Source organism: Pseudomonas sp. BNK-45 (genome assembly GCF_047456255.1).
Taxonomy (GTDB): Bacteria; Pseudomonadota; Gammaproteobacteria; order Pseudomonadales; family Pseudomonadaceae; genus Aquipseudomonas.
Window position 1 is genome coordinate 1,910,942 of record NZ_CP179909.1, and the last position, 26,983, is coordinate 1,937,924.

At 65.3% G+C, this 26,983-nt stretch carries 21 protein-coding genes; 10 read left to right on the forward strand and 11 right to left on the reverse strand.

Annotated elements, in window-relative coordinates:
• Positions 1–150: 150 nt before the first annotated feature.
• Genes mksF through mksB form a run of 3 tightly spaced genes read right to left on the reverse strand, consistent with a single transcriptional unit; the run spans position 151 to position 4,971 of the window.
• Positions 151–3,000 carry an Mks condensin complex protein MksF gene (gene mksF / locus ACMGG8_RS08845; RefSeq protein ID WP_235759633.1) on the reverse strand — a complete coding sequence of 950 codons (2,850 nt, stop codon included), beginning with the start codon at positions 2,998–3,000 and terminating at the stop codon, positions 151–153.
• Complete coding sequence (mksE, locus tag ACMGG8_RS08850; RefSeq protein WP_047285462.1) at positions 2,997–3,704, reverse strand: Mks condensin complex protein MksE; 708 nt, start codon at positions 3,702–3,704, stop codon at positions 2,997–2,999. The genes mksF and mksE overlap by 4 nt, the downstream gene beginning before the upstream one ends.
• Positions 3,694–4,971 (reverse strand): Mks condensin complex protein MksB, encoded by a 1,278-nt coding sequence (mksB, locus tag ACMGG8_RS08855; protein ID WP_060841105.1) that lies wholly within the window; start codon positions 4,969–4,971, stop codon positions 3,694–3,696. Before mksB ends, mksE begins: the two co-directional genes overlap by 11 nt.
• Before the next feature lie 179 nt (positions 4,972–5,150).
• Here mksB and ACMGG8_RS08860 point away from each other — a divergent pair, with 179 nt between their 5' ends.
• Complete coding sequence (locus ACMGG8_RS08860) at positions 5,151–5,948, forward strand: energy transducer TonB (protein WP_082729295.1); 798 nt, start codon at positions 5,151–5,153, stop codon at positions 5,946–5,948.
• On the forward strand, positions 5,945–6,397 hold the full coding sequence (rimI, locus tag ACMGG8_RS08865; RefSeq protein WP_016963566.1) for a ribosomal protein S18-alanine N-acetyltransferase: 453 nt from the start codon (positions 5,945–5,947) through the stop codon (positions 6,395–6,397). Before ACMGG8_RS08860 ends, rimI begins: the two co-directional genes overlap by 4 nt.
• A gap of 120 nt (positions 6,398–6,517) precedes the next feature.
• Here rimI and ACMGG8_RS08870 read toward each other — a convergent pair whose 3' ends face one another.
• Positions 6,518–6,850, reverse strand: coding sequence for a hypothetical protein (locus ACMGG8_RS08870; protein WP_060841103.1), 333 nt, complete (start codon positions 6,848–6,850; stop codon positions 6,518–6,520).
• A 152-nt stretch (positions 6,851–7,002) separates the two neighbouring features.
• Between ACMGG8_RS08870 and can the strand changes: the two genes are divergently transcribed.
• Positions 7,003–7,647 (forward strand): carbonate dehydratase, encoded by a 645-nt coding sequence (gene can, locus ACMGG8_RS08875; RefSeq protein ID WP_060841102.1) that lies wholly within the window; start codon positions 7,003–7,005, stop codon positions 7,645–7,647.
• A gap of 46 nt (positions 7,648–7,693) precedes the next feature.
• Here the strand turns inward: can and ACMGG8_RS08880 are convergent, their stop codons facing one another.
• The 5 genes from ACMGG8_RS08880 to ACMGG8_RS08900 all read right to left on the reverse strand — a co-directional run bounded on the left by ACMGG8_RS08880 (position 7,694) and on the right by ACMGG8_RS08900 (position 15,802).
• Complete coding sequence (locus ACMGG8_RS08880; RefSeq protein WP_414159464.1) at positions 7,694–8,866, reverse strand: hypothetical protein; 1,173 nt, start codon at positions 8,864–8,866, stop codon at positions 7,694–7,696.
• 109 nt (positions 8,867–8,975) lie between these two features.
• The gene (locus tag ACMGG8_RS08885) at positions 8,976–10,586 is read right to left on the reverse strand and encodes a J domain-containing protein (protein ID WP_414159465.1); all 1,611 of its coding nucleotides are present in this window, start codon (positions 10,584–10,586) and stop codon (positions 8,976–8,978) included.
• An 11-nt stretch (positions 10,587–10,597) separates the two neighbouring features.
• The gene (locus ACMGG8_RS08890) at positions 10,598–12,295 is read right to left on the reverse strand and encodes a molecular chaperone HscC (RefSeq protein ID WP_108545173.1); all 1,698 of its coding nucleotides are present in this window, start codon (positions 12,293–12,295) and stop codon (positions 10,598–10,600) included.
• Positions 12,296–12,487: 192 nt separating this feature from the next.
• Positions 12,488–14,188, reverse strand: coding sequence for an acid phosphatase (locus tag ACMGG8_RS08895; RefSeq protein ID WP_414159466.1), 1,701 nt, complete (start codon positions 14,186–14,188; stop codon positions 12,488–12,490).
• A 195-nt stretch (positions 14,189–14,383) separates the two neighbouring features.
• Entirely contained in the window at positions 14,384–15,802 is a 1,419-nt protein-coding gene (locus ACMGG8_RS08900) for a short-chain fatty acid transporter (protein WP_414159467.1), read from the reverse strand.
• Between the two features lie 114 nt (positions 15,803–15,916).
• Here ACMGG8_RS08900 and ACMGG8_RS08905 point away from each other — a divergent pair, with 114 nt between their 5' ends.
• The 3 genes from ACMGG8_RS08905 (at position 15,917) to ACMGG8_RS08915 (ending at position 18,257) form a co-directional block, all read left to right on the forward strand.
• A complete protein-coding gene (locus tag ACMGG8_RS08905) occupies positions 15,917–16,174 on the forward strand; it encodes a Pathogenicity locus (protein ID WP_060841096.1) in 258 nt (85 codons plus the stop codon).
• Between the two features lie 70 nt (positions 16,175–16,244).
• Positions 16,245–17,570, forward strand: a complete 1,326-nt coding sequence (locus ACMGG8_RS08910) for an MFS transporter (protein WP_235759641.1) — start codon at positions 16,245–16,247, stop codon at positions 17,568–17,570.
• A gap of 168 nt (positions 17,571–17,738) precedes the next feature.
• A complete protein-coding gene (locus ACMGG8_RS08915; protein ID WP_414159468.1) occupies positions 17,739–18,257 on the forward strand; it encodes a hypothetical protein in 519 nt (172 codons plus the stop codon).
• Positions 18,258–18,305: 48 nt separating this feature from the next.
• Here the strand turns inward: ACMGG8_RS08915 and ACMGG8_RS08920 are convergent, their stop codons facing one another.
• Positions 18,306–18,725: a lysozyme inhibitor LprI family protein gene (locus ACMGG8_RS08920; protein WP_060841093.1), complete on the reverse strand. Its 420-nt coding sequence runs from the start codon at positions 18,723–18,725 to the stop codon at positions 18,306–18,308.
• Positions 18,726–18,978: 253 nt separating this feature from the next.
• Here ACMGG8_RS08920 and ACMGG8_RS08925 point away from each other — a divergent pair, with 253 nt between their 5' ends.
• Positions 18,979–19,875, forward strand: a complete 897-nt coding sequence (locus ACMGG8_RS08925) for a cation diffusion facilitator family transporter (RefSeq protein ID WP_414159469.1) — start codon at positions 18,979–18,981, stop codon at positions 19,873–19,875.
• A 52-nt stretch (positions 19,876–19,927) separates the two neighbouring features.
• On the opposite strand, the gene ACMGG8_RS08930 is transcribed toward ACMGG8_RS08925, so the two are convergent.
• Entirely contained in the window at positions 19,928–20,602 is a 675-nt protein-coding gene (locus ACMGG8_RS08930; protein ID WP_060841091.1) for a heavy metal response regulator transcription factor, read from the reverse strand.
• A gap of 385 nt (positions 20,603–20,987) precedes the next feature.
• On the opposite strand from ACMGG8_RS08930, the gene ACMGG8_RS08935 reads away from it, so the two are divergent.
• The 3 genes from ACMGG8_RS08935 (at position 20,988) to ACMGG8_RS08945 (ending at position 26,784) form a co-directional block, all read left to right on the forward strand.
• Complete coding sequence (locus ACMGG8_RS08935; RefSeq protein WP_060841090.1) at positions 20,988–22,238, forward strand: TolC family protein; 1,251 nt, start codon at positions 20,988–20,990, stop codon at positions 22,236–22,238.
• A gap of 197 nt (positions 22,239–22,435) precedes the next feature.
• Positions 22,436–23,620, forward strand: a complete 1,185-nt coding sequence (locus tag ACMGG8_RS08940) for an efflux RND transporter periplasmic adaptor subunit (RefSeq protein WP_414159470.1) — start codon at positions 22,436–22,438, stop codon at positions 23,618–23,620.
• Positions 23,621–23,646: 26 nt separating this feature from the next.
• Entirely contained in the window at positions 23,647–26,784 is a 3,138-nt protein-coding gene (locus ACMGG8_RS08945; protein ID WP_414159471.1) for a CusA/CzcA family heavy metal efflux RND transporter, read from the forward strand.
• Positions 26,785–26,983 lie beyond the last annotated feature (199 nt).

Sequence of the window (26,983 nt, forward strand, 5' to 3'; positions counted from 1 at the left end):
CGTAGGAGCCGGCTTGCCGGCGAAGAGGTCCTCAAGTCCGGCGTTCTTCCAGAGGACGCCTTCGCTGGCAAGCCAGCTCCTACAAAAGCTATCCAATAAAAAAGGCCGCACTCGAAAGAGTGCGGCCTTTTACGTTGCCGCGTTACCCAGTCAGACTTCGTCCAGTTGCGCTTCGGCCTCGGCTTCGGGTTCCACGTTCAGAGTCGCCTTGACCTGATCGTGACGGCGGATGAACTTCCAGTCCGCCTCGTCGATGTAGATGCCGTTTGGCCCGCTGCCGCCTTCCAGGTCGATGGCCACCTGGGCCGACACCTGCGGCTTCACACTGGCCAGGATCGGCACGAAGCCCAGCTGCAGGCTGGTTTCCAGCAGCGCCGCCTGGTTGCGTTCGTCGATGTCCGCCGCTTCGTCGAGGTAGTAAGGCAGACGGATACGCCCGGCCTGGTCGCGGTCCATCAAGTGCAGCAACAGGTACATGTTGGTCAGCGCCTTGATGGTCATGGTGGTGCCGTTGGACGCCGCGCCATCGATGTCGGTGTGGATCACCGGCTGGCCATTGACCTTGGTGATCTCGAACGCCAGCTCGAACAGGTCCTTCAGGCCCAACTGGTTGTGGTTGGCTGCTACCAGCCGCGCCAGGTACTCCTTGGCCTCTTCGTTCTTGTTGTCCTGCTCGGCGCTCTGGCTCAGGTCAAACACCGACAGGGTCTCGCCTTCCTCGTACTGGCCGGCGCTGTGGATGATCTGGTCGATGTGCTTGAGGGCTTCCTTGTTCGGCGCCAGGACGATGCGGAAGCTCTGCAGGTTGGACACCTGGCGCTTGTTGATCTCGCGGTTGAACAGCGCCAGCTGGTGTTCCAGGCTGTCGTAGTCACTGCGGATATTGCGCAGGGTCCGGGCGATATCGGTCACCGCCGCGCGGCGCGCCTTGCCCAGGGTCAGGGCTTCGTCGGTGCGGTGGGCATAGGCGTTGATCAGCAGTTGCAGGCGGCGCTCGACGTCATCCTCGCTGTCGAACTTGGCCACGCCCTTCAGGCGTACCTGGGCATACAGCGCCTCGATCTGCCCGTCGACCCGCTGCAGGCCCTGCCAGCTGTCCTGGTAGTCGTTGAGCAGTGGCAGCAGGTTGTCCATGGAGTCGTCCACCGGATCCATGAACGGCGTGCCGAACGGCAGGTCTGCCGGCAGCAACTGACGGCGGCGCAGGGCGTCGTCGAGGGTGCGCTGCTTGGCTTCCATGTCGGCGATCTGCCGGCCCACCAGTTGCAGCTTGGCGGACAGTTGCTGGACGCGTTCGGTGAAGGCATCGCTGGAGCGCTTGAGTTCGTCCTGGGCGGCTTCCATTTGCGCCAGCTGTTCCAGCTTCTCGCCTTCCTCGGCGCTCAGGGTCTGGGCGCGGCGGAAGTCTTCCAGGGCCTTCTGCGCATCCAGTACCTGCTGGTACAGGGCTTCGGTCTGGGTCTTGCTCGCGGCGCGGTCGGCGGCCACGGCGGCCTGGGTCTTGAGCTGCTTGAGTTCTTTTTCCAGACGCTCTTTCTGATCCCGCAGGGCGGCGCGGTCGGCCAGGGCCTGCAAGGCTGGCGGCTCGATGTGGGAGATGTCGATGGTCAACCCCGGCACTTCGAAACGCTCGCCCTTGAAGCCGTCGAGGATCAGCTCCACCGACTTCACCCACTCGCCGTTGTCGTCCAGGGTGATGCCATGCTCGCCCAGGGGCAGGCTGAACAGCGCGCTGTTGAACAGGCGCATCAGGCGCTCCACGTCCTGCTGGGAGAACTCCTCGCGCAGGCGGGCGTAGCTGTTGTTGTCGGCATGATCGAGCTGCTGCTTGACCGACTTCAGGCGTTTTTCCAGGTCCCGCAGGCGTTCTTCCAGGTCTTCGGCGGAGAACTGCCGGGACTGGGCCAGGGCGCCGGCCAGTTCATCGTGGGCATCCTTGGCCGCCAGCAGTTGCTGTTCCAGGACCTTGACGTCATCCACCAGGGCGAAGCGGTGCTTGAGCACCGACAACTCACCGAGCCAGCGCTGGGTGCCGGTGATTTCCCGTTCCAGGCGCATCATTTCCTGGGTGCTGCTGCGCTGGTCGTTCTGCAGCGCGTCCTGCTCATTACGGTAGTGCTCGGCCTGTATGGTCAGCTCTTCCTTGCGCGCGCCGGCATAGTCCGACCAGGTGCCCAGCAGCGAATCCAGCAGCGGCGACAGGCGGTGCAGCTTGCCCCGCAGAATGTCCCGCTGCTTTACGCCGTTGGCCAGGGCTTCCACCAGAGGGCCGGCGGCCACCAGGGAGTTGTAGTCCTGCTCCATACGCCGCACATCGCGGAAGGCTTCGTCGCAGGCGGCGATGTAGTCGACGCTGCCGGAGCGCAGGCTGTGCTCGAAGGCATCGAGGAACAGCTGCTTGAGCTTGGCCGCGGTGATTTCGCGCATGTGCAGCAGGTTGATGAACAGCGCGCGGAATGTTTTCAGGCTCTGTTCGCTGGTGGAGCGCAGCGGGATCAGGGTCAGGTCCAGGGGGATCGAGGTGTGGCCGCCCACCAGCAGGCGCCGTAGTTCATCGGGCTTGAGCTCATAGGCCTTCAGGCCCTGGCGCTCCAGGTTGGTGAACAGCTCTTTCTGCCGCAGGCAGGTGTCGTCCTTCTGGTAATGCGCCAGGTCCAGCTGGCCGGCGTAGGCGAAGAACTGGTGGCCGAAACCGCCACCCGGGCCGCGACCGACCACGCCAATCACATGAGGGCCGTGGGGCAGCGAGACTTCCACCAGGATGTAACTGGTGTCCGAGGCGAAGTAGAAGCGCCGGGACTGTTCCAGGCTGTACTTGCCGAAGCTCATGTCCGACATGCGCGCCAGAATCGGGAATTGCAGGGCGTTGATCGACGCCGATTTACCCAGGTTGTTGGCCCCGTAGACCGACAGCGGCTCCTCCAGGGGGAACAGGCCCAGGCTGTAGCCGGCGGTGTTCAGTAGGGCAAAGCGGCGGATGCCGTAGCGTTCCTTGCTCATGCGTCGAGCTCCTGTTCTTCGGCGATGGCCCTGGCCAGCGCGTCTTCTTCACTTTCTTCGGACTCGTCGAATTCGCTCAGGTCCAGCGGGTCATCGGTCTGCAGCAGTTTTTCGTCGCTGTCGTCGTCCACCAGTACCGGGGTCGGCAGCGGCAGCACGCTGTGCAGGCTGGCAGCCAGGTCGCGGTCCTGCTGCACCGACAGGCAGACATCGAGGAAACGGTGCATCGGCGGCAGGAAGCGGTAGATGCCCGGCTCCTCGGCGGCGAAACCCAGCTGGGTCATGCGGCGCATGATTTTCTCTTCCAGCTCTTCCTGGGTCTGCACTTCGGCCTGGATGAACAGGTCACGGTATTTCTCCAGCAGCGACGGCAGTTCGTCACGGCCGAGGCTGCCGCCATCGAGCACGGCGATCGGGTCGCGGCCCTGGTCGGCCAGGTGCTCCACCAGGATGAAGGTGAACAGCGCCAGGCGCTGGGCGGTCTTGTTCACCTGGGCGGCGGCGTTGTCCGGCACGAAGTAGTAGAAACCCCGGGTGTCGCACACCAGCTCGAAGCCCAGGGCCTTGAACAGGGTGCGGTACTGGTCCTGGAAGTTCGACAGCTGAGCGTACAGCTCCGGGTCGCGGCGGCTGACGTGGTAACCCTTGAACAGCTCGCGGAAGATCGGCGCCAGCTGGGACAGTTCGGAAAGATCAAGATGCATTGGCGTTGCTCGCAGAATGCTCGGCGGCGTCATCGCGGGCCGAGAGCAGGGCGAAGGAGCGCAGGCTGACCTGATGCTCCTGGGTGTGGTAGTCGCGGCGTTCGAGGCGCTCGCGCTTGAAGCGTTTTTCCCGCGACAGGCGCGAGAACCAGTACAGCAGTTCGTCGGTGGCGCCATCCGGCTCCTGGTCCAGCAGCCAGCTCATCAGGTCCGGCATCGGCAGGGCGTCTTCGCAGCGTTCGAGCATTTCCCGAACCGTGCGCGGCGCCTTGGGGGCCAGGCCCTTGTGGGTCTTGTGGGCCTTGGGGAAGCGCGCCGGCTTGGGCTCGAAGCGGGCCAGGGCGTAGACATAGGCTTCCACCTGGCCGGAGCTGCCGAGAAAGGTGCTCTGCGGGCGGGTAAACATCGGCATCGCCGCCTGGGGCACCGCGTCGATGCCCTTGCGCCGGATGGCCGCCAGGGCCAGGGCCGCGCCACGGGTCACGGCGTTGTGCCGGCGGGCTTCCTCACGCAGCGGCAGCAGCAGTTCCCGGGCGTGGCGCAGGGTCAGCTGGGCGCTGGTCTGCATTTCCAGGATCCGCGCGTGGGTGCGCAGCAGCATGTCGTCGTCCACCAGATGGCCCAGGCGCTGCTGCTCGGTGAGCAGGCGCAGCAGGACGTTCTCCACCTTGCGCACGCCTTGTTCGAAGGCGCCGTCGGCGTTCACCAGCTGGATCATCGGTTCGACGTATTCGTCCCAGGTGGCCAGCACCTCGGCGTAGCGCTGGCGCAGGGGAATCTGCCGGTCGCTGGTCTTGGCCCGTTCGGCCACGGCCACCAGGGCCTGTTCGTCGTTGGCGAGCTTCTTCAGGACATCGCGCACGCGCATGTCCAGCAGCCGCAGCTGGCGCGCCAGGTCGTTGCCGTCGCGCACGTCGAAGGCGTCCTGGATGTACCCGGCCAGACGCTCCAGGTGGCGCAGGTAGGCTTCGATCTCCAGGCACAGGCCCAGGCGGTGCTCACGGCGCAGGTAGGCGAGGAAGTCGTGGATCTGTGCATTGAGCTCGAAACGGTTCGGGCTTTTCGCCACCGGGACCAGGATGTCCAGGCGTATCCATACGTCCAGCAGGTGGGTGATGTCCTGGGGCGTGCTGTCCAGTTGTTGGGCAGCCAGCTGTGAACGCAGTTCGGCAAGACTCAGGGTGCCTTGGTCGAAGTGCTCGCACAGCGGCTCCAGAAGTGCCCAGTGTTCGGCGAGGGCGCGCAAGACGCGCTTGGGTTCGATCATCGGAATGGCCGGCTGGTTGGCAATGAAAAGCGGCGATTGTACTGCATCAGGGGGCCGACGATTCACCCCCGGGCCCAGGTATGAGACGGACTGTCGCTTTTGCGCGCAATCAACAGCAGGCGATCTTTGGCGAAGGACGGTAGAATCCCCCACCTCAGTTATCCACAAGTGGCCGACCTTTGCTTATCGAGTCCCGTCGTCGCGCTTATCTGTCCGCCATGCAGGTGGTCAGCTGGCTGCCGCGCAGCGAATTGCCCTTTGCCGCCCCTTCGCGTCCTGAATTGCTGGCCTTGCCGGAACCCGAGGTGCAGGCCCCGCCTGCCCCTGTGGTCGAGGCCAAGGCCCCGGCGGCGGCTGCAAGGACCGTCGAACGGCCGAAAATCGAGGTGCCGCGTCCGTCCACCGCGCCTGCAAAGACAGCCAGCAAGCCAGTGGCCGAGGGCGAAGAAGCCCCGGCCCCGGTGGTCAAGGCGCCGGTGGTACCGCCGCCGCGTTTTGCCTTGCAGTTGCTGCGGGCCGGCCGTTGCCTGCTGCTGGTGGAGTTACCCACAGGCGAAGCCTTCCAGAGCCGCGACCCGGCCTACTTGCTGCTCAAGGACATGCTGCGCGCCGCCGGCCTGCCGGACAGCCCGCAGATCCTCGCCGAGCCGGTGCGCTGGCCGATGCTGACCCGGGGCAACCTCGACCAGGGGCCGGAAGCCGCCCGGGATTTCGTCCAGGCCTTTGTCGGCGTGCGCATCGAAGAGGAGCCCTGCGTCTGCCTGTGGCTGATCGGTCTGCCGGCCGTACGTTTCGCCGGGGAAGCCAACGCCGAATCCTACAACCGTGAACTGCAGGTCGAAGGCCTGGGGTCGGCCTGGGCCTTGCCCGGCCTGGAACTATTAATGGAAGAGCCACAGCGTAAGGCTGATGTCTGGCAAGCCATGCGTCGGCTGATGGCGCGCTGGAAACACACTGATGAGCAGAATGACCGATGAGTGACGCGTTGACCTTCCGTCTGGCCACCGAGGCGGACCTGGATGCCATCCTGAAAATCGAATATGCCGCGTTCAGTCACCCCTGGACCCGGGGCATTTTCATGGATGCCTTCAAGTCCTACGAAGTCTGGCTGATGTTCGAAGGCAGCCAGCAAGTGGGCCACGGGGTCATCCAGGTGATCATCGACGAAGCCCATCTGCTGAACATCACCGTCAAGCCGGAAAGCCAGGGCCGCGGCCTGGGCCTGCGGCTGCTGGAAGAGCTGATGAAGCGCGCCTACCAGAAGAATGCCCGGGAGTGCTTCCTCGAAGTTCGCTCCAGCAACCAGACCGCCTATCGGCTGTATGAGCGTTACGGCTTCAATGAAGTGGGTCGGCGCCGCGACTATTACCCGGCCGTGGGCGGTCGCGAAGATGCCCTGGTGATGGCCTGCACCCTGGTCGACTGAACCTTGAAACGGCACGTGCTGTAGGCGACGGCGCCATTCCCGGCGCTGCATGGCTTGAGGGCCTCTTCGCCAGCAAGCCGGCTCCTGCGGGAGAGGGCGTCATTAAATGTGGCGCCGAACTCAGGGTTTGCCGTCCAGCGGGTCGCGACGTGCCAGTTCGGCTTCATCCAGACCGCTGCCACCGCCAATGTCCGTGGCATCGACAATACTCAAGTCCCAGTCGGCGGGTTTATCGGCCCCGACTTCCCGGGCAGAACGGGCCCCATCCTCGCGGATCAGGGTTTCCGGGCTCAGGTCGTCGTCGCTGGAGCCGTCGCTGGTGAGGCCGGTGCTGCTTGCGGGGCCGGGTTCGTCGTCATCGAAATGCAACTCCTCCATGGACCCCATGCGATCCTGATCATCGTCGATCGGCTCGGGCTGGGGTGCGCTGAAGGGGCGTCGTGATTCGGTCATGGCGATTGCTCATACTTTTAGGGGCTTGCAGGGTGGACCCACAGCCCCGGCGAAGATTCCCCGGCAGGGATAACCGGTATCTGCAGTCATTGGCGTGACCCCGACGGGCACTCGTCTGTCAAAGCTGCGCATCATTCTTGAGGCTTCACAGCATGAACGAACTACAAGATCTGATTGATAACAACGCGCGTTGGGCCGAAGCGATCAAGCAGGAAGACCCGGAATTCTTCTCCAAGCTGGCCCGCCAGCAGACTCCGGAGTACCTGTGGATCGGCTGCTCGGACGCCCGGGTGCCGGCCAACGAGATCGTCGGCATGTTGCCGGGCGACCTGTTTGTGCACCGTAACGTGGCCAACGTTGTGCTGCACACCGACCTCAATTGCCTGTCGGTGATCCAGTACGCGGTGGATGTACTCAAGGTCAAACACATCCTGGTCACCGGCCACTATGGTTGCGGCGGCGTGCGCGCCTCGATGCAGGATCGCCAGTTTGGCCTGATCGATGGCTGGCTGCGTTCGATTCGTGACCTGTACTACGAGCACCGCGAGGCGCTGGCGCAACTGGCCACTGAAGAAGAACAGGTCGACCGCCTGTGCGAGCTGAACGTGATCCAGCAAGTGGCCAACGTCGGCCACACCAGCATCGTGCAGAACGCCTGGCATCGCGGGCAGAGCCTGTCGATCCACGGTTGCATCTACGGGATCAAGGACGGTCGCTGGAAGAGCCTGAACGCGACCATCAGTGGTTTCGAACAGCTGCCACCGCAATATCGCCTGCGTCCCCTCGGCGCGGTCTGAACGCGCCCTGGCCGCTGCGTGAAGGCGCAGCGGCCAGCGGCGGACCTCAGAGGTGCGGCACCTCGGTGCTTGGCGCCGGTGCCGGGGCCTTGAGCTGGTTGAGCTGGGTCTTGACCGGTGCACTGGTGCACTTGGCCGCGGCCTGCTGCTCGGTCAGCTTGCGTACCGAGGTGTAGAACAGCTCGCAGGTCTGCTCTTTCTGGGTCACCTGCCAGGTCTGGGTGCAACTGCTGAGCAGGGTGCTCGGATCCGTTCCCGGCTTGCTGCCCATGCCGGCCTGCCAGCAGGCCGCGCTCAAGTCCTGCCCCATGACTTTCAACCCGGCGGCGTCGGCCTTGGCTTCGTCGTTGTCATAGTTGGCCGGGTCTGCCGCGTACCAGATGTAGCTCGGGTGGTTGGCACCCAGGACCGGCACCTTCACCCCTTCGCTGGGGCTGATCTGCGCCAGGCCCAGCACATTCACCGTCACCCCGTATTGCTGCTTGAGCCAGTTACGCACCGGCGCACCGAAAGCCACCATCGGCAGGGCCGCGCCGCTGGCGTTCTGGCTGACCTGCTTGACCATGCTGGTCTGGTAGCTGTTGAAGTAGCTGTAGACCCCTTCCAGGCTCTTGCCGGCGCTGGAGGGCGCGGCGATCGGCGCGATATCGACGATGGTCTGGTAGGCCGGGGTCTGCTCGGCGGCGATGCCGTTGACGGTGAGCAGCGAAGCCCAGCGGTCGGTGGTGGCCGACTCCAGGTAGTCCTGGTAGTGGGTCAGCGAATAATCCGGCGGGAAGTGCAGCAGCTCCACGCTCTTGCGGTTTTCCAGGGCCATGCCCAGGGGCAGGAACAGGTACCAGCTGAAATCCCAGTGACCGTCCTTATTGAGCTGGCTGGCGCCCTTGTAGGCCAGGTCGCCGGCATCCAGCAGGGCGCTAAGGGGCTTGGCGTAGCCCTGGGGCACGCCGCTGATGGAGGCGACAACCTTGTCGTTGGCGGTTTTCACGCTGACCTTGGCCGCGCTGTAGCCATCGCGCTGCACGCTTTGGGTCAGGTAGTGAGCCACCGTCTCCTCCAGGGTCCAGTTGCGATAGCAGATCACGTTGCAGTTGTTGGGGTAGGCGAAGAGTTGGGTGACGCGCTGGGGGCTGCCCAGGTCGACCTCGACATCGGCCATGACGCTGGTGCTCAACGCGGCGGCCGCCAGGGCCAGGGAGATTCCTGCGAATTTGAACATGCTCAGATCCTTTTCAGCGTGAACCCCTCCACGGGGGCTGTTCATACTGAAACACCGCCGTGGATAGAGAAAGACAGCGGATAAAAAATCTGCCCCCCTTGTGCAGGCCTCAGCCCGGTATCAGCCGGGTCAGCGGGAAGGCCGGGTAGAACACCTGGCAAGCCCGGATGACAGCCACCATCAGCACCAGGAAAACCGGTTGCCAGGGACTGAAATGCGACCAGTGCAAGACGCTCAGCCAGGGATGCTTGAGCCTGAATGCTTCGCTGACATGGCCGATGCGCTTGTGGTGCAGGACGCCGATCAGGGTAAAGCCCAGGTACGTCAGCATCCCCAGCAGGCCGAGCAGGCTGGCGAACAGCGCCAGCAAGGCCAGGAAAGGTACACCGTGGCGCAGCAGTCTTCGATAAGGAGGCCTGTGCAGCTGTTTCGGTAGCAGGCGTTCGCTCAGCCACAGGTCCAGATCCAAGAAGCGCAGCGCCACGGCGTTCCAGGCGCACAGTGCCGACAATCCGAGCACCGCCACCAGCCAGCCGCACAAGGCCGCCATGATGGCCGCCAGCACCGGCGGGTCGTGGCGTTCCTGAATGAAAAAGAGGGTGAACGCCAGCGCGATGCCGGCCCAGGCCCGCACCCATGTTTCCCCTGTGGTGGAGGGTTGGGGCATGAATTTCTGCCAATAGAACACGTCACTCTGGGGCAGGCGCTCGATCAGTTGCGGAAAGCGCCAGGTCAGGGTCTGCGCCAGCTGCTGGCAGGCTTGCCATTCATTCTGGGTAAAACCGCGGGTGAGATTGCGCTGCTGGCGCGGGGACAGCGGCTTGGCGAGCAGTTGCGCCGCCAGTACCTCAGGTGCCCAGCTGTGTTCCTGCTGCAGCTTGTTTTGCAGGTCCTGGTAGAAGGTTTCCTGCTGACAGCGCTGGACCAACTGGTGCCAGATCCAGGCCGGCTCCGGGATGGCGCCCCGTTGTTCATCCCAGCCGAACGCCTGGCACACCCGTTCGAACAGGGGCACGCTCCACTGTTGCTCGTTGAGCAGCATCAGCACCGTGCTTTGCCATTGCAGGCGGTGATCGAAAATCTGCAGCCACAGCTGTTCGCTGTAGTGGGTCAACTGCGCGAGGAACGCCCGTTCCTGGTTGGCTTGCAGCGGCTCTTCCAGGGTCTGACGGTAATGGTCCAGCAGGGCATCGACCAGCGAGCACTGTTGCGCGTCGCTCATCGACAGGCTTTGCCAGGGCGTCAGCCATTCCAGATGTTGAACCGCCCACTCAACCAGGGGCGCGCGTTGTTGGGGGTGGCTGCAGCAGTGCTCCAGCAGCAGGTTCTGGAAGTCCTGGGCGCAGCGTTGAGCCTGAGCTTGCGTCCAGCGTTGCGGCAGGTTCTCCAGGGTCAGGCCCTTGAGCAGGGCCTGTGCCGGCGTTGGCGCGACAGCGGCTGTTGGCTGCGGCACCAGGGACGGGCTCATCTCAACCAGCCCCGACCAGGCCTGCAGGTTGTCCCCAGGCAGAGCCGCGGCGACGGGCTCGGGACAACCGTCGTCGGCTTCGTCTTCCCGCCAGCGGGCCAGTTGCAGCGCCCGCTCATAAGCCTCGCGCAGGCGCTGGAAGCCTTCGGCATCCTCATCGGGGCGGGTGCTTTTCAGGCGTTTGGCATAGCTGCGCTTGATGCTGCGCTCATCGGCATCGTCCGGCAGTTCCAGCAGGGCCCAACAATCCATGTCGCCGCTCCTCAGTGCCAGTGGCCGTTTTCCAGTCTCTGCAGCTGTTCACTGAGCTGGTTGCGCACTTCGCGGATCTTGCGCTCGTCCTGGGTGTCCAGCACTTGCTGGAACTGCCCGGCCCAGTAGCCGATCTGTTCGCGCAACTCCCCCAGGCTTTCCTGATACAGGCGTTCCAGGCGGGCACTGAGCAAGGTGTTGACCTGCTGGTCGCGGGGATGAACCTTGAGTTGCTCCAGGGCCTTGAGCCGCTCCTGGATTTCCTCCGGGGTCAGCACGCCGGGGTTGTTCTCGATCACCAGAGAACGGCTTTCACCGGTCAGGGGAATGCTCACCTGGGCTTCCAGCAGGCCGTTGATGTCGTAGGTGAAACGCACGTCCAGCGAGACTTCGCCGGCCGGGCGCTTGGGCACCTGCATTTCCAGCTGGCCGAGGGCGACGTTGTCGCGCACCAGGCGGCTCTCGCCCTGGAAGATCTTCAGCAGCACCTGCTCCTGGTTGTCGTGCAAGGTTTGCACGGTCTTGACCCGGCTCACCGGCACCACGCTGTTGCGCTCGATGATCGGCAGGTAATGCCCGCCCTCGATCTGGTTGCCGTACTGCTGGGAGGTTTCGATGCCCAGGGTGTAGGAGCAGACATCGGTCAGCACCACTTCCTCCAGGGCTGCGGAGCGTGCCTTGAGGGCGGCCTGGACCGCCGCGCCCTGGGCCACCACTTCGTCGGGGTCGAGGCTGATGGACGGAAAGCGCCCGAACAGCCCCGCCGCCAGCTTGCGCACCAGGGGCATGCGGGTGGCGCCGCCCACCAGGAGGATTTCATCCAGGTCGCTGACGCGGATCCGCGCATCGCGCAGGGCCCGCTCGATGGGAGCCCGCAGGCGTTCCAGCAGGGGCGTGTAGAGGGTCGCCAGCTGCGCCTGGGTGATGGTCTGGGTCCATTGCCGGCCATCGACGCGCAGGCTGAACTCGGCGCTGGGCTCCTGGCCCAGGGCACGGCGTACCCGTTCGGCTTCGCGGCGCAGGGCCTGGAGCACGCTCTGGCGCTCGGGAAAGTCCGCCGCCCGGCCTTGCTGTTCGATGAAGTGCTCCAGCAGCAGGCTGTCGAAATCCTCGCCGCCGAGGAAGTTGTCGCCGGCGCTGGCGCGGACTTCCATGACCCCGTCGAACAGCTCCAGGATCGACACGTCGAAGGTGCCGCCACCGAGGTCGAAGACCAGGAACGAGGTTTCCTTGTCGCGCTGGTGCAGGCCGTAGGCCAGGGCCGCGGCGGTGGGTTCGTTGATCAGCTTTTCCACCTTGAGCCCGGCCAGCTCGCCGGCGATCCGCGTGGCCTTGCGCTGGGCGTCGCTGAAATAGGCCGGCACGCTGATCACCGCTTCTTCCACCGGCTCGCCGTAGCTGCGTTCGACGTCCTCCTTGAGGCTCTTGAGCACCAGGGCCGAGAGTTCTTCGGGACGAAACAGACGATCCCCCAGGCGCACTTCGGTGGCGCTGCCCATGTAGCGCTTGAACAGTGCGGTGGTCAGGTGCGGGTGGGTGTGCAGGCGCTCCTTGGCGGCTTGCCCCACCAGGACCCGGCCCTCATCGTCCAGCCCCACCACGCTGGGGGTCAGGAGCTGGCCCAGGGCGTTGGGCACCAGCTCGCTGGCGGTGTCGCGCCAGACCGCCACCAGACTGTTGGTGGTCCCCAGGTCGATGCCTACGATCATGACGACGAACTCCCTTTCCAATCGGAAAACTGATGAAACAAATAAGTGGCGCGCAGGATATTACCCGCCGGGTGGATGGGTAAAGTGTGTGATGTCACATGGCTATTATTGGCGCCGTTGCCGCAGAGCCGAAGCCGGTCTAGAGCTTCGGTCCTGCGGGGGCTGGTGGGCCCGTTGCGGGCCCCGCCGGGGTCAGACGTTGAAGTGCAGGGCGTTGGTCAGGTCGCCCATGGGCTTCTGGCCGCGGGCGATCATGGCCTCGTCGCGTTCCTTGATGCCGTCCAGGGTCTCCAGCTGGAACACCCGGGTGATCAGCCGCAGGATCGAGGCGGTGTCATACACCGTGTGATCCACCGTGCCCTTGCGGGCGAACGGCGACACCACCAGTGCCGGAATCCGCGTGCCCGGGCCCCAGCGATCGCCCTGGGGCGGCGCCACGTGGTCCCACCAGCCGCCGTTCTCGTCGACGGTGACGATCACCACCATGTTTTTCCATTGCGGGCTTTCCTGCAGCACTTTCAGCGCCCGGTCGATGTGCCGGTCACCAGCGGCCACATCGGCATAGCCGGCGTGCAGGTTGAGGTTGCCCTGGGGCTTGTAGAAGGTCACCGCCGGCAGCTTGCCGGCCTCGGCATCGGCGAAGAACTTGTTGGTGCTCGACTCATCCCCCAGGCCGCCGTCACGCAGGCGCTTGGCGCGCTCAGCCGGATTCTCCGGGCCCTGGCGCACGAAGTAGTTGAACGGCTGGTGGTGGTACTGGAAGTTGGGGATCTTGGGAATCCCGCCGGAGTCCTTGAACTGCTCCAGGGTCGCCTGCCAGGCGCCGCCGTACCAGGCCCAGTCGACGTTCTTCTTCGACAGCTTGTCGCCGATGTGCTCGTGGGTCTGGGGCACCAGCACGCTGGGCAGGTCGGGCTTGGCGTAGTCCGGGCGCTCCGGGTCGCGGATCCAGGTCGGCCAGTAGGGCGGGGCCATGGTGTTGACCGCGTAGCCGTCCGGGGTCAGGGCGCTGGGGCCGAACTGCGGGGCGCCGTCCAGGGCGCTGGCCGGGGATTTGTCCAGGGGCTTGAGGCGGGTGCCCTTGGGGTCGTCGCCCTGCAAGGTGGCGATCTGCGACTTGGCCACCGAGTTGGCGGCGTCCGGGTAGAACGGCACCTTGGCGCTGATCAGGTACTGGTGGTTGAGGAACGAGCCGCCGAAGGCACCCTGGAAGAAGTTGTCGCAGAGCACGAACTCCCGGGCCACATCCCACAGGCGCAGGGAATAGCGGGTCTGGGCGTAGTGGCCCATGGTCAGGGCGCCGGAGTCGGCCCAGGCCACGAAACCATCGTTCTTGCCGCCGTTGATCTGCATCTGGTTCTGGTAGAACAGGTGCCACAGGTCGCGGGTCACCAGGCCCAGGGGCAGGTCCTCGCCACTGGGGCCCTTGAGGGCGAACGGCGCGTTGGGCAGGTTTTCCTGGAACTGGGTTTCCACCGGGTAGGTGACGCCGTCCAGGGTTTGCGGGCCAACCTGGAGAATGCCGCCCCAGACCGGTGGCAGTTTCGACAGCAGGCTGCCGTCACGGTCGCGCTGCTGGAACGCCTCGGGCTTGAGCGCCGACAAGGGCTTCTCCACCCCGGGGAAATTGGCGAACAGGTTGTTGAAGCTGCGGTTCTCGGCGAACAGCACCACCACGTTCTTCACCTGCTCGCGCAGCGCCTTGTCCAGTTCCGCCGGAGACAGCGGCCGTTCCTGCGGTTTGCTCGTCGGCTCGTCGGACTTGGCGCAGGCGCTCAGGGTGGCACCGACCCCAAGAACGGCAACGCCGCCGAGGAAGCGGCGGCGGCTGGTATCGGTGGGCTGGTCGGCGGTGGTTTCGGGGAGGTCGCGCTGATCGGTATCGTCGCTCATGTCGGGTCCTTGCTCGTCGATCTGAGAATTCGTTACAAAGTATTTCGGTTGCACGGTAGCAATCGAATATGACGCAAAGGCTACAGGAAAGCTGCAGGAGCCTGCTGGCAAGAGCCTGGAAAAATATGAGATCCAGGCTCGGGGAGAATGATCCTCAGGCCCGCTGCGGTAGTGCGCAGCAGGCCTGTGGACAGCTCAGGGCATGACCGGCGGCAGGTACGCCAGGGTGGTGCCCAGGGCCCAGAGCAGCACCAGCACCAGGGGCGCATGCACCAGCAGCTGGACGAAGGAAAAACCGATCAGGTCGCGGGCCTTCAGGCCCAGCACCCCTAGCAACGGCAGCATGTAGAAGGGGTTGATCAGGTTCGGCAAGGCCTCGGCGGCGTTGTAGATCTGCACCGCCCAGCCCAGGTGGTACTGCAGGTCATTGGCCACTTGCATCACATAGGGCGCCTCGATGATCCACTTGCCGCCGCCGGAGGGAATGAAGAAGCCCAGCACCGCCGAGTACAGGCCTATCAACAGAGCGTAGGTGTCGTGGGAGGCGATCTGCACGAAGAAGGTCGAGATGTGGTGGGCCAGGGTCTGGCCGTCCACGCCCTTGACCACCGTCATCAGCGCGGCGATCGAGCCGTACAGCGGGAACTGGATCAGCACCCCGGTGGTGGTGGGCACCGCCCGGGCCACGGCGTCGAGAAAGCTGCGTGGGCGCCAGTGCAACAGCGCGCCGGTCATCAGGAACAGGAAGTTGTAGGTGTTGAGCCCGGAGATCGCGGTGATCGCCGGCTTGGTGGCGAACTCGTGGTACAGCCAGCCGGCGGCCAGCAGCGCCAGGAGAATGGTCAGCAGCGGGCTGTACTCCAGCCACTCGCCGGGGCGGGTCCGCGGTTGTGGCTTGGGCATGCTGAAGCTCGGGTCGACCCCGCAGGCCTGGGCATCCCGGGCGCTGTTGGGCCCCGGTGCGGTGGCGTAGGCGACGATCAGCGAGACGACGATCAGGGCCAGCAACAACACCCCCGACTGCCAGAGAAAGAGGGTCTGGGTGAAAGGAATCACCCCGGTGATGGCCAGGATCGACGGCGGCAGGCTGCCCGGGTTGGCCTGCAACTGCGCGGCCGAAGACGACAACCCCAGGGCCCACACCGCGCCCAGGCCCAGGTAGGCGGCGGCGCCGGCGGCGCGGTAGTCCATGCGCAGTTCGCTGCGTCGCGCCAGGGCCCGTACCAGAAGCCCGCCGAACACCAGGGACAGGCCCCAGTTGAGCAAGGAGGCGACCATGGAAATCAGCGCCACCCAGGCCACGGCCGAACGGCCGTTCCTGGGAAGGCGCGCCAGCTTGTCGATCAGATTCACCGCCGGCGGCGAGCTGGCCACCACGTAACCGCCGATGACCACGAAGGCCATCTGCATGGTGAAGGGGATCAGGCTCCAGAAGCCGTCGCCGAAGGCCATGGCGGCGTCGGTGGGCTTGGCACCCATGGCCAGGGTGGCCAGGGCGACGATGATCACCGCCAGCGCGGCGAACACCCAGGAGTCGGGAAACCAGCGTTCGGCCCAGTTCGAACAGCGCAGGGCGAAGCGGGCGGAGCGGCTATCTTGAATATCAGCGGCCACGTGAGTACCTCGGGTTTCTTATGTTTATAAGGAGGTCGGCCGCCCCAGGCTGAGGCGGCCGAGAACTGTGCAAGAATGCGGCAATTGCCACGGACTGCAAAGGATTCAACCGACATGTCATTTTCCCCCGAAGAACGCGCCGCACTGCTCAAGGTCAAGGGTGTTGGCCCGACGGTGGTCGGTCGCCTGGAACAACTGGGCATCACCTCCCTGGCCCAGTTGGCCGCCGCCGATGCCCTGGACATCGTGACCCAGGCCTCGGCCCTGGTCGGTTCCAGTTGCTGGAAAAACAGCCCTCAGGCCCGCTCCGCGATCCAGGCGGCCATCGCCATGGCCAAGGGCGCACCTATGGCCCAGGTCGCCAACGACTGATGGTTGTCCCTCGGGACGATTGCATAGACCATGTGCAGCCTTGCTGATTGCCACCCTCCGAGTTGCTTTTATGACCCCTTCCACCGAGTCGTCGCCGGCGCGCTTTTCCCGCGCCGACTACAAGACCCTTGGCCTGGCCGCCCTGGGCGGAGCCCTGGAAATCTACGATTTCATCATCTTCGTATTTTTCGCCCTGACCCTGAGCCAGCTGTTCTTCCCCCCGGAAATGCCCGAGTGGCTGCGCCTGCTGCAAAGCTTCGGGATCTTCGTCACCGGCTACCTGGCCCGGCCCCTGGGCGGCATTCTCATGGCGCATTTCGCCGACCGCCTGGGGCGCAAGAAGGTCTTCAGCCTGAGCATCCTGATGATGGCGCTGCCCTGCCTGCTGATCGGCAGCATGCCGACCTATGCCCAGATCGGCTATTTCGCGCCCTTGCTGTTGCTGGCGCTGCGGGTGCTGCAGGGCGCGGCGGTGGGCGGTGAGGTGCCCAGCGCCTGGGTGTTCGTCGCCGAGCACGCGCCGCGGGCCCATCGCGGCTATGCCCTGGGGTTTCTCCAGGCCGGGCTGACCTTCGGCTACCTGTTGGGCGCACTGACCGCGACCCTGCTGGCGCGGGTCTTCAGCCCCGAGGAAATCCTCGACCACGCCTGGCGCTATCCCTTCCTGCTGGGCGGGGTGTTTGGCGTGATCGGCGTCTGGCTGCGCCGCTGGCTCAGCGAAACCCCGGTGTTCATGGCGTTGCAGGAGCAGCGCGAGAGCGCCGCCGAGCTGCCCCTGCGCACCGTGCTGCGCGAGCACCGGCTGGCGATCCTGCCGGCGCTGATCCTGACCTGCGTGCTGACCTCGGCGGTGGTGGTGTTCGTGGTCATCACCCCGACCATGATGCAGAAGAGCTTCGGCATGAGCGCCAGCCACACCTTTGCCCTGAGCAGCCTGGGCATTGTCTTCCTCAACATCGGCTGCGTGCTGGCGGGGCTGATCGTCGACCGCCTGGGCGCCTGGCGCACGGTGATGCTCTACAGCCTGCTGCTGCCTTTGGGTATCGCCGTGCTCTACGGTTGCCTGATCAGCGGCGGCACCTGGATCGGCCTGGCCTACGCCATTGCCGGCCTGGGTTGCGGCGTGGTGGGGGCGGTGCCGTCGGTGATGGTCAGCCTGTTTCCCCCGCGGATTCGCGTGTCGGGGATCTCCTTCACCTACAACATCGCCTACGCCCTCTGGGCCAGTACCACCCCGTTGCTGCTGATCGCCCTGATGCCCTGGAGCCCGTGGATCTGCGTGATCTATTGCGCGCTGATGGGCGCGGTGGGCGTGATCAGTGCCGGTTACTTCGGCGGACGCGTGGGCGAGGAGCGGCCGCTGGCGGGTGGCGCCTGCGCCGTGGATCAGCATTAGGACTTTTCTTCATCGGCCCGTGAACAGGCGAAACAGCGAGCTAGAGCCTTCGCCAAAAGGTCGGTGAATCCACCCTGAAAACGGGCTGAAAAATGGCTTTCAGCCCTCGGTTTTTTCCCGCTACTCTCTCGGAAAACGCGGCCCGCGCCAGGGTTTCCGGGAGCTGTCTTGATTCGTTCGACGCTGTGTTCCTTGCGAAATTTCTCTGCCCTCGACCCGCTGCTGCAGGCGGCGCTGGTGAGCTTTGTGCTGGGGCTGGTGTTTGTCCTGATCGAGGCCTGGAGCAGTACCCTGGTGGACTATGGCCTGGAAGGCGCCAGCCCCGACAGCCTCAGTGCCCGGGTGGTCGCGGTGGAGGCGGGGGCGCTGCTGGTCGAAGACTTCGATAGCGGCGAACGCCAACGCTTGCGCTTGAGCCCCGAGCTGACCCGGCTCCAGGTGCCGCTCGCACAACTGTCCGGACAGCCCCTGGTGCTGAGCCACCTGCGGGGTTACCTGCTGGGTTGTACCCGCGACGATCAGCCCTGGTGCGTCGCTCAGTGTGACAGCGCCGAGCTGTGCCAGCAGCGCCTGCGCGAGCGCGAATCCTGCCTGGGCATGCTGGGTTGTGCCTGGCTCGGCAGCCTGGTGTGCCTGCTTGCCCATGGCGTTGGCCGGCGCCCGTTCTACCGGCGTTCGCGGCCCTGATGGCGCTTTTGCCGGGCCTGGCAGCGTTGCGCATGCCCCGGCAGGCGGCTATTGGGGCAGCAGTTGCTCCAGGTAGCGGGAGCGTTCGTTGCTCAGGCGGGTCACGCAACGGTTGATCAGGGTGACGTGGGCCGGTTTGCCCGGCGCCACTTCGAAGGCCTCCAGCACGCAGGTGCTGTCGCGGTACTTGATCCAGGCCCGTTGCGCGTTCTTCAACTTGCCAAGGTATTCCTGCTCTTGCAGCAGGCTCCTGGGATACAGGTTGTGAACCCGCTCCAAGAGCGCCTGATAGCTCTGATTGAGGGCGTTGTCGGCCCGTTCCTTGTCCTGCTGGGCGCAGCGGTCGACCTGTTCGCTGAGCTCGATGTGGCTGCAGTCCAGCGGGGCGGCCCGGGCTGCAGACGATCCGCCGCCCACCCCGAGCAGCAGGGTCACAGCGAGGCCGAAGATCCAGGGCTGATGATGCATGGCGGTCCCTTCGCGCTGAGAGTGAAGCGGGCATTCTACAGCGCCGCGGTCGATGCAGAAGAGCGCGGCCGCCGCGCCGAGGCTTGTGCTGCCGGGGCCGGGCTCGGGCTTCGGTGCCGGGCCTGCTGGGTACAGCCCGGCCGCAGATGTCCGGCGGATGAGCGCAAGATGACAATTCGCTTATCCAGCCGCGGCCCCGCGGACAATCGAACTATCATCAGGCCGACGCTTTTCAGCCACAGGAGCATGTTTCATGGGTGCAGGACACCAACACGGCCAGGCGCGGGCCGGGCATGAGCGCAAGTTGTGGATGGCCCTGGGGCTGACCGCCAGCTTCATGCTCGCCGAAGTCATCGGCGCCTTTGTCACCGGCAGCCTGGCGCTGTTGTCGGATGCCGCGCACATGCTCACCGACACCCTGGCCCTGGCCATCTCCCTGGTGGCGATCCAGGTCGCCAAGCGCCCGGCAGACCGCAAGCGCACGTTCGGCTACGCGCGTTTCGAAATCCTCGCGGCAGCCTTCAATGCCCTGCTGCTGTTCGTGGTGGCGTTCTACATCCTGTTCGAGGCCTGGCAACGCGTGCAGGCCCCGGCCGAGATCCAGTCCACGGGGATGCTGGTGATCGCCGTGCTGGGGCTGATCGTCAACTTGATCGCCATGGGCCTGCTGGCCTCGGCCAGCAGCCAGAGCCTCAACGTCAAGGGCGCGTACCTGGAGGTCTGGAGCGACATGCTCGGTTCGCTGGGGGTGATTGGCGCGGCCCTGGTGATCATGTTCACCGGCTGGGGCTGGGTCGACTCCCTGGTGGCGGCAGCCATTGGCTTCTGGGTGCTGCCGCGGACCTGGACCCTGCTCAGGGAGAGCATGAACGTGCTGCTGCAAGGCGTGCCGGACGGGGTCGACATCGAGCAGGTGGAGCAAGCCATTCGCGGCGTGCAGGGGATCGGCGATGTGCACGACCTGCATATCTGGGCCCTGACCAGCGGCAAGAACGTGCTCAGCGCCCATCTGGTGGCGCACCTGCCGGGACGGGACGAGCAGGCGATCCTGGCCGAGGTCACCGAGCTGCTGCAGGAGCGCTTCGACATTGCCCACGTCACCTTGCAGGTCGAGCAGGCGGGGTTTCACCAGCAGGTGCATGAACATTGAAGGAGCAGTGCATGCGCAGGAGCCGGCGCACCGGCGAATCCGGCCTCGCGCCTCAGTCGCGTTCTTCGAGGACGTAACCCACGCCGCGCAAGGTGTGGATCAGCTTGCGTTCGAACGGGTCGTCGATCTTCGCCCGCAGGCGGCGGATCGAAACTTCCACCACATTGGTGTCGCAGTCGAAGTTCATGTCCCAGACAAAGGAGATGATCTGGGTTCGCGACAGCACCACTCCGCTCTGGCGCATCAGCAGGTGCAGCAGGGCGAACTCCTTGGTGGTCAGGTCGATGCGCTGTTTGCCGCGAAAGGCCCGGTGGCGGCTCTGATCCAGCTCCAGGTCGGCGACGCGCAACACATCCGGCACCGGTTTCTGTTCGCTGCGGCGCATCAGGGTGCGGACCCGGGCCAGCAACTCGGGAAACTCGAACGGCTTGACCAGGTAATCATCGGCGCCCAGGTCCAGGCCGCGGATCTTGTCCGCCAGCCGGCCCTGGGCGGTCAGCATCATGACCCGGGTGTTGCTGTTCTGGCGGATCTGGGACAGCACTCCCCAGCCGTCGATCTGCGGCAGGTTGACGTCGAGAATCACCAGGTCGTAGGCGTGCTGACGGGTCAGGTGCAGGCCATCCGCGCCGGTATTGGCGCAATCGACCACATAGCCGCTTTCGGTCAGCCCCTGATGCAGGTACTCGGCAGTTTTGAGTTCGTCTTCGATAACCAGGATTCGCATGCGGGTGAGGTTCTCGGTGAATAACAGGCAGTAAGGAAAGTTGCTGGAAACGGCGCTGAAGATGGGTAGCGAGTGTGCTCGTTCCGCTGCGCCTGGAAGGATCTGAAAGTTGATTGGCGAATGTTTTAAAACGGGCAGTGCACTCGCTTTCAGTGCCCGGATATTAATACAGAACCTTGAGCCAGAGCCTTGGCTAACGGATTTGTAATCTTTGCGCCACCCTGCTGATAACCGGTGAAAGTTACCCTGAGTTGAACTTGAAACTCTTTCTGCCAATGGGCGCAGTGTTGCAGTTTCATATCGACCGGGGGGCTCTTTGTATATCCCGCGATATGTTCCGCGCCGCTTCGCAGAAACTTTGCCTCACCAGGGGCCGGAACCTGTTATGCCAACTTTCCCGAGAACACCCGCCCGGGCTGCGCCGACCTGCCGCTGGATGCTGTGGCTGGTCCTGGCGGCCGCGCCGCTGAGCGTTGCCCAGGCTGCCGTCCTGAGCCTGGACAGCGCCCTGGCCAAGGCCTTTGCCAACAACCCCGAACTGGCCGCCGCGCGCTGGGAGATCGACATCGCCCAGGGCGCCCGGCAGCAGGCCGGGCTGCTGCCCAACCCGGTGCTCTCGGTGGACGCCGAGGACACCCGCCGGGACTCGCGCACCACCTCGGTCAAGCTCAGCCAGGCGCTGGAGCTGGGGGGCAAGCGTGGCGCCCGGGTGGAGGTGGCCAGTCGTGGCCAGGAGCTGGCCGCCCTGGAGCTGGAGCGGCGCGGCAATCAGCTGCGGGCCGATGTTCTGCAGGCTTACTACGCCGCGCTGCGGGCCCAGGAGCGCACGCAACTGGCCGGGCGCTCGCTGGCCCTGGCCGAACGCGGGGTGAGCGTGGCCCAGGGGCGGGTCAATGCCGGCAAGGCCTCGCCGGTGGAAGCCACCCGGGCCCAGGTGCAACTGGCCGAGGTTCGTCTGGAGCTCAGCCGTGGGCAGATGGAGCAGGACACTGCCTATCAGCAGTTGGCCAGTATCACCGGCAGCGCCGCCACGGACTTCTCGGCGGTGCAGGAGCCTGAACGGGCGCCGAGCACGCTGCCGGCCTCGGCGCAGTTGTTGAGCCGCTTGCCGGAGACTGCGGAGTTGCGCCTGGCGGAGCAGGAAATCGTTCAGCGCGAAGCGTCCCTGGGGCTGGAGAGGGCCCAGCGCATTCCCGATCTGGACGTCAGCATCGGCAGCCAGTACGACGCCGGCGCCCGTGAGCGGGTCAACCTGGTGGGCCTGTCCATGCCGTTGCCGCTGTTCAACCGCAACCAGGGCAACCTGCTCTCCGCCGCGCGCCGCGCCGATCAGGCCCGGGACCTGCGCAACGCCACGGAACTGCGCCTGCGCAGTGAAACCCGCCAGGCTCTGGAGCAATGGAACACCGCCAGGGGCGAAGTGCAGGCCTTCAACCAGACCATCCTGCCCGCCGCCCAGCGCGCGGTGGACAGCGCCACCCGGGGCTTCGAAATGGGCAAGTTCAGTTTCCTCGAAGTGCTGGACGCCCAGCGCACATTGATCGGCGCCCGCAGCCAGTACCTCGCCGCCGTGGCGCAAACCACCGATGCCCGGGTGCGGATCGAACGCATCTACGGCGATCTCAGCCGCTGGTGAGAGCCGGGCTGCGGGGCCTGGTCTACCTGCTTGCCCTGCTGGTCAGCGATTGCAGCAGCGTGCCCGGGACGCCACCTGAGGAGCCGCCCCGGCACTGGTGTGTCCATGAATGGCACCGGGCCCTCGACGACTTTTTCTTTTCGCCTACCTCGTAAGGCGCTTCGTGCGCTGCCGAACCTCGATTCTCAGGAGTACCCATGGATAAGAAACGCAGCCTGATAATGGCCATTACCGCGGTGGTGGGGCTGGGAGCGGCGGCCCTGCTGTTGCCGGGCCTGTCCTCCCCCGCGGCGCCTGCCGACGCCAAGCGTGCGGATGCGGCCGAGCCGGCCGGACACGGCGCCGAGGAGCCCGAAGGTCACCTGGAACTCAGCGCCGAGCAGATCCAGGCCGCCGGGATCGAGCTGGCCGAAGCCGGTCCGCGGCAGCTCAAGCGGGTGCTGAGCCTGCCGGGGGAAATCCGTTTCGACGAGGATCGCACCTCCCACATCGTGCCCCGGGCCGCCGGGGTCGTGGAGTCGGTGCAGGTCAATCTGGGGCAGTCGGTCAAGCGCGGCGAGCTGCTGGCGGTGATCGCCAGCCAGCAGGTGTCCGACCAGCGCAGCGAGCTGGCGGCCGCCGGGCGGCGGGTCGAACTGGCCCGTACCACCTTCGAGCGCGAGCGACAGTTGTGGATCGACCAGATCTCAGCCGAACAGGATTACCTGCTGGCCCGGCAGAACCTGCAAGAAGCGCAAATCGCCCTCAACAACGCCCGACAGAAGATGAATGCCCTGAGTGGCAGCGCCCAGCTGGCGGGGGGCAACCGCTATGAAATGCGCGCGCCCTTTGATGGCGTGGTGGTGGAAAAGCACCTCAGCGTCGGCGAGGTGGTGAGCGAGAACAGTGCGGCCTTCACCCTCTCGGACCTGTCCCGGGTCTGGGCCACCTTCGGTGTGTTCCCCAAGGATCTGGGCAAGGTCCGGGTCGGCCAGCCGGTGAGTGTCAGCTCCAGCGAACTGGGGACCCAGGTCCAGGGTCAGGTGGCCTACGTCGGCAGCCTGCTGGGGGAGCAGACCCGGACTGCCACGGTGCGGGTGACCCTGGCCAACCCGAATGACGCCTGGCGTCCGGGGCTGTTCGTCGCGGTGCAGGTGGCCACCGAAGCCTTCGAGGCGCCGGTCAGCGTGCCGCTGAGCGCGATCCAGACCGTGGAAGACCGGCCGTCGGTGTTTGTCCGGGTGGCCGAGGGCTTCCAGGCCACGCCGGTGGTCACCGGCGCCGCCGATGACGGTTTCGTCGAGGTCCGCGAAGGGCTGGCGGCCGGAGCCCGGGTGGCCACCCGCGGCAGTTTCACCCTCAAGTCCGAACTGGGCAAAGGCGCGGCCGACCACGGCCATTGATCGGTCACAGCAGAGAGTGCTTTCCCATGTTTGAACGCATCATTCAATTTGCCATCGAGCAACGCATCATCGTTCTTCTGGCGGTGCTGCTGATGGCCGGCGTCGGCATCGCCAGCTACCAGAAACTGCCGATCGACGCGGTGCCCGACATCACCAACGTCCAGGTGCAGATCAACTCGGCGGCGCCGGGTTTTTCGCCCCTGGAAACCGAACAGCGCATCACCTTTCCCATCGAAACCGCCATGGCCGGCCTGCCGGGCTTGCAGCAGACCCGTTCGCTGTCGCGTTCGGGCCTGTCCCAGGTCACGGTGATCTTCAAGGACGGCACCGATCTGTTCTTCGCCCGGCAACTGGTCAACGAGCGGCTGCAGGTGGCTCGCGAGCAATTGCCTCAAGGCGTGGAGGCGGTGATGGGGCCGATCTCCACCGGCCTCGGGGAAATCTTCCTGTGGACCGTGGAAGCCGAAGACGGCGCGCGCAAGGAGGACGGCACGCCCTACACCCCCACCGACCTGCGGGTGATCCAGGACTGGATCATCAAGCCGCAGTTGCGCAACGTGCAGGGCGTGGCCGAGATCAACACCATCGGCGGCTTCGCCAAGGAGTACCAGATCGCCCCCGATCCCAAGCGCCTGGCGGCTTACCGGCTGACCCTGAATGATCTGGTGACGGCCCTGGAGCGCAACAACGCCAACGTCGGCGCCGGCTACATCGAGCGCAGCGGCGAGCAGTTGCTGATTCGCGCGCCGGGACAACTGGCGTCCATCGAGGACATCGCCAACATCGTCATCAGCAGCAGCGACGGCACGCCGATCCGCGTGCGCAACGTCGCCGACGTGCAGATCGGCCGCGAACTGCGCACCGGTGCCGCCACCGAAAACGGCCGCGAAGTGGTGCTGGGCACGGTGTTCATGCTGATCGGCGAGAACAGCCGCAGCGTGTCCCAGGCGGTGGCGAAAAAGCTCGAAGAGATCAACCGTTCGCTGCCCGCAGGGGTGGTGGCGGTCACGGTCTACGACCGCACCAACCTGGTGGAAAAAGCCATCGCCACGGTGAAGAAGAATCTCTTCGAAGGCGCGTTGCTGGTGATCGTGATTCTGTTCCTGTTCCTGGGCAATATTCGCGCGGCGTTGATCACCGCCCTGGTGATTCCACTGTCGATGCTGTTCACCTTCACCGGCATGTTCAGCAACAAGGTCAGCGCCAACCTGATGAGCCTCGGCGCCCTGGACTTCGGCATCATCGTCGACGGCGCGGTGGTGATCGTGGAGAACGCCATCCGCCGCCTGGCCCATGCCCAGCAGCACCACGGGCGCATGCTGACCCGCTCCGAGCGCCTGCACGAAGTCTTTGCCGCAGCCAAGGAAGCGCGGCGGGCGCTGATCTTCGGCCAACTGATCATCATGGTGGTGTACCTGCCGATCTTTGCCCTGACCGGGGTGGCCGGGAAGATGTTCCATCCCATGGCCTTCACCGTGGTCATGGCGTTGCTGGGGGCGATGATTCTCTCGGTGACCTTCGTCCCGGCGGCCATCGCGCTGTTCGTCACCGGCAAGGTCAAGGAAGAGGAAAACCTGCTGGTGCGCAGCGCCAAGCGGGGCTACGCGCCGGTGCTGGACTGGGTCATGGGCCATCGTGCGGCGACCTTCGCCCTGGCTGCGGCGATCCTGCTGGGCAGCGCTGTGCTGGCCAGTCGCATGGGCAGCGAATTCATCCCCAGCCTCAGCGAAGGCGACTTCGCCCAGCAGGCCCTGCGGGTGCCCGGCACCAGCCTCACGCAATCGGTTGACATGCAGCAGCGCCTGGAGAAGACCCTGCTGGCGCAAGTGCCGGAGATCGAGCGGGTGTTTGCCCGCACCGGCACCGCTGAGATCGCCTCGGACCCGATGCCGCCGAATATTTCCGACAGCTACGTGATGCTCAAGCCCAAGGCCCAGTGGCCCGATCCGGGCAAGTCCCGCGAGGCCCTGATCGCCGATATCCAGCGCGCCAGCGCTCGGGTGCCGGGCAGTGCCTACGAGCTGTCGCAGCCGATCCAGTTGCGCTTCAACGAGCTGATTTCCGGGGTGCGCAGCGATGTTGCGGTCAAGGTGTTCGGCGACGACATGAACGTGCTGAACAAGACCGCCAATGACATCGCCGCGGCGTTGCAAGGCTTGTCCGGCGCCTCGGAAGTCAAGGTTGAACAGACCTCGGGGTTGCCGGTGCTGACCATCAATATCGACCGCGACAAGGCCGCGCGTTTCGGCCTGAACGTGGGCGATGTGCAAGACACCATCGCGGTGGCGGTGGGCGGGCGTCAGGCCGGCACCCTGTACGAAGGCGACCGGCGTTTCGACATGGTGGTGCGTCTGTCCGATCAACTGCGTACCGACATCGATGGCCTGTCGCGGCTGCTGATCCCGATACCGGCGAGCGCGGGCACGGGCAACGGGCAGATCGGGTTCATTGCCCTGTCGGAAGTGGCCAGCCTCGATCTGGTCCTGGGGCCCAATCAGGTCAGCCGCGAGAACGGCAAGCGCCTGGTGATCGTCAGCGCCAACGTGCGCGGCCGCGACATCGGTTCATTCGTCGAGGAAGCCACGGCCTTGATTGCCGGCAAGGTCAAGGTGCCCGCGGGATACTGGACCACCTGGGGCGGCCAGTTCGAGCAGTTGCAGGAGGCTTCCCTGCGCCTGCAAGTGGTGGTGCCGGTGGCGCTGCTGCTGGTGTTCGGCCTGTTGTTCATGATGTTCAACAACCTCAAGGATGGCCTGCTGGTGTTCACCGGCATTCCCTTTGCCCTGACCGGCGGGATCATGGCCCTGTGGCTGCGGGACATTCCGCTGTCGATCTCGGCGGGAGTCGGGTTCATCGCCCTGTCCGGCGTCGCGGTGCTCAACGGCCTGGTGATGATCGCCTTTATCCGCAACCTGCGGGAGGAAGGCCGTTCGTTGTCCGTGGCGATTCATGAAGGCGCGCTGACCCGCCTGCGCCCGGTGCTGATGACCGCGCTGGTGGCGTCCCTGGGGTTCATCCCCATGGCCCTGGCCACCGGCACCGGCGCCGAAGTGCAGCGACCCCTGGCCACCGTGGTGATTGGCGGCATCCTGTCGTCCACCATCCTCACCTTGCTGGTCTTGCCGGCGCTGTACCAATGGGCGCACCGCAGGGAAGAGGACTGATCGCGCGCTGCTTCTGGTAGCCGCTGCCGCAGGCTGCGAACGGACTGGGCGGGCGCGGGGCTCTTGAGGCTGCTGTGGGTTTGGCGGGAGATTGTCAGGCAAGGTCCTGCGGACCTTTGCGCAGCTTCGCTGTGGCTCAGCAGCGGCTACAGGGGCGGTGGCGATCGGGGGGTTGTGTAGCCGCTGCCGCAGGCTACGA

What these genes read in the sequence shown, in the direction of transcription:
- mksF (WP_235759633.1), bottom strand. Translation starts at nt 3,000, where the DNA reads ATGAGCAAGGAACGCTACGGCATCCGCCGCTTTGCCCTACTGAACACC.
- mksE (WP_047285462.1), bottom strand. Translation starts at nt 3,704, where the DNA reads ATGCATCTTGATCTTTCCGAACTGTCCCAGCTGGCGCCGATCTTCCGC.
- mksB (WP_060841105.1), bottom strand. Translation starts at nt 4,971, where the DNA reads ATGATCGAACCCAAGCGCGTCTTGCGCGCCCTCGCCGAACACTGGGCA.
- rimI (WP_016963566.1), top strand. Translation starts at nt 5,945, where the DNA reads ATGAGTGACGCGTTGACCTTCCGTCTGGCCACCGAGGCGGACCTGGAT.
- ACMGG8_RS08870 (WP_060841103.1), bottom strand. Translation starts at nt 6,850, where the DNA reads ATGACCGAATCACGACGCCCCTTCAGCGCACCCCAGCCCGAGCCGATC.
- can (WP_060841102.1), top strand. Translation starts at nt 7,003, where the DNA reads ATGAACGAACTACAAGATCTGATTGATAACAACGCGCGTTGGGCCGAA.
- ACMGG8_RS08880 (WP_414159464.1), bottom strand. Translation starts at nt 8,866, where the DNA reads ATGTTCAAATTCGCAGGAATCTCCCTGGCCCTGGCGGCCGCCGCGTTG.
- ACMGG8_RS08885 (WP_414159465.1), bottom strand. Translation starts at nt 10,586, where the DNA reads ATGGATTGTTGGGCCCTGCTGGAACTGCCGGACGATGCCGATGAGCGC.
- ACMGG8_RS08890 (WP_108545173.1), bottom strand. Translation starts at nt 12,295, where the DNA reads ATGATCGTAGGCATCGACCTGGGGACCACCAACAGTCTGGTGGCGGTC.
- ACMGG8_RS08895 (WP_414159466.1), bottom strand. Translation starts at nt 14,188, where the DNA reads ATGAGCGACGATACCGATCAGCGCGACCTCCCCGAAACCACCGCCGAC.
- ACMGG8_RS08905 (WP_060841096.1), top strand. Translation starts at nt 15,917, where the DNA reads ATGTCATTTTCCCCCGAAGAACGCGCCGCACTGCTCAAGGTCAAGGGT.
- ACMGG8_RS08910 (WP_235759641.1), top strand. Translation starts at nt 16,245, where the DNA reads ATGACCCCTTCCACCGAGTCGTCGCCGGCGCGCTTTTCCCGCGCCGAC.
- ACMGG8_RS08920 (WP_060841093.1), bottom strand. Translation starts at nt 18,725, where the DNA reads ATGCATCATCAGCCCTGGATCTTCGGCCTCGCTGTGACCCTGCTGCTC.
- ACMGG8_RS08925 (WP_414159469.1), top strand. Translation starts at nt 18,979, where the DNA reads ATGGGTGCAGGACACCAACACGGCCAGGCGCGGGCCGGGCATGAGCGC.
- ACMGG8_RS08930 (WP_060841091.1), bottom strand. Translation starts at nt 20,602, where the DNA reads ATGCGAATCCTGGTTATCGAAGACGAACTCAAAACTGCCGAGTACCTG.
- ACMGG8_RS08935 (WP_060841090.1), top strand. Translation starts at nt 20,988, where the DNA reads ATGCCAACTTTCCCGAGAACACCCGCCCGGGCTGCGCCGACCTGCCGC.
- ACMGG8_RS08940 (WP_414159470.1), top strand. Translation starts at nt 22,436, where the DNA reads ATGGATAAGAAACGCAGCCTGATAATGGCCATTACCGCGGTGGTGGGG.
- ACMGG8_RS08945 (WP_414159471.1), top strand. Translation starts at nt 23,647, where the DNA reads ATGTTTGAACGCATCATTCAATTTGCCATCGAGCAACGCATCATCGTT.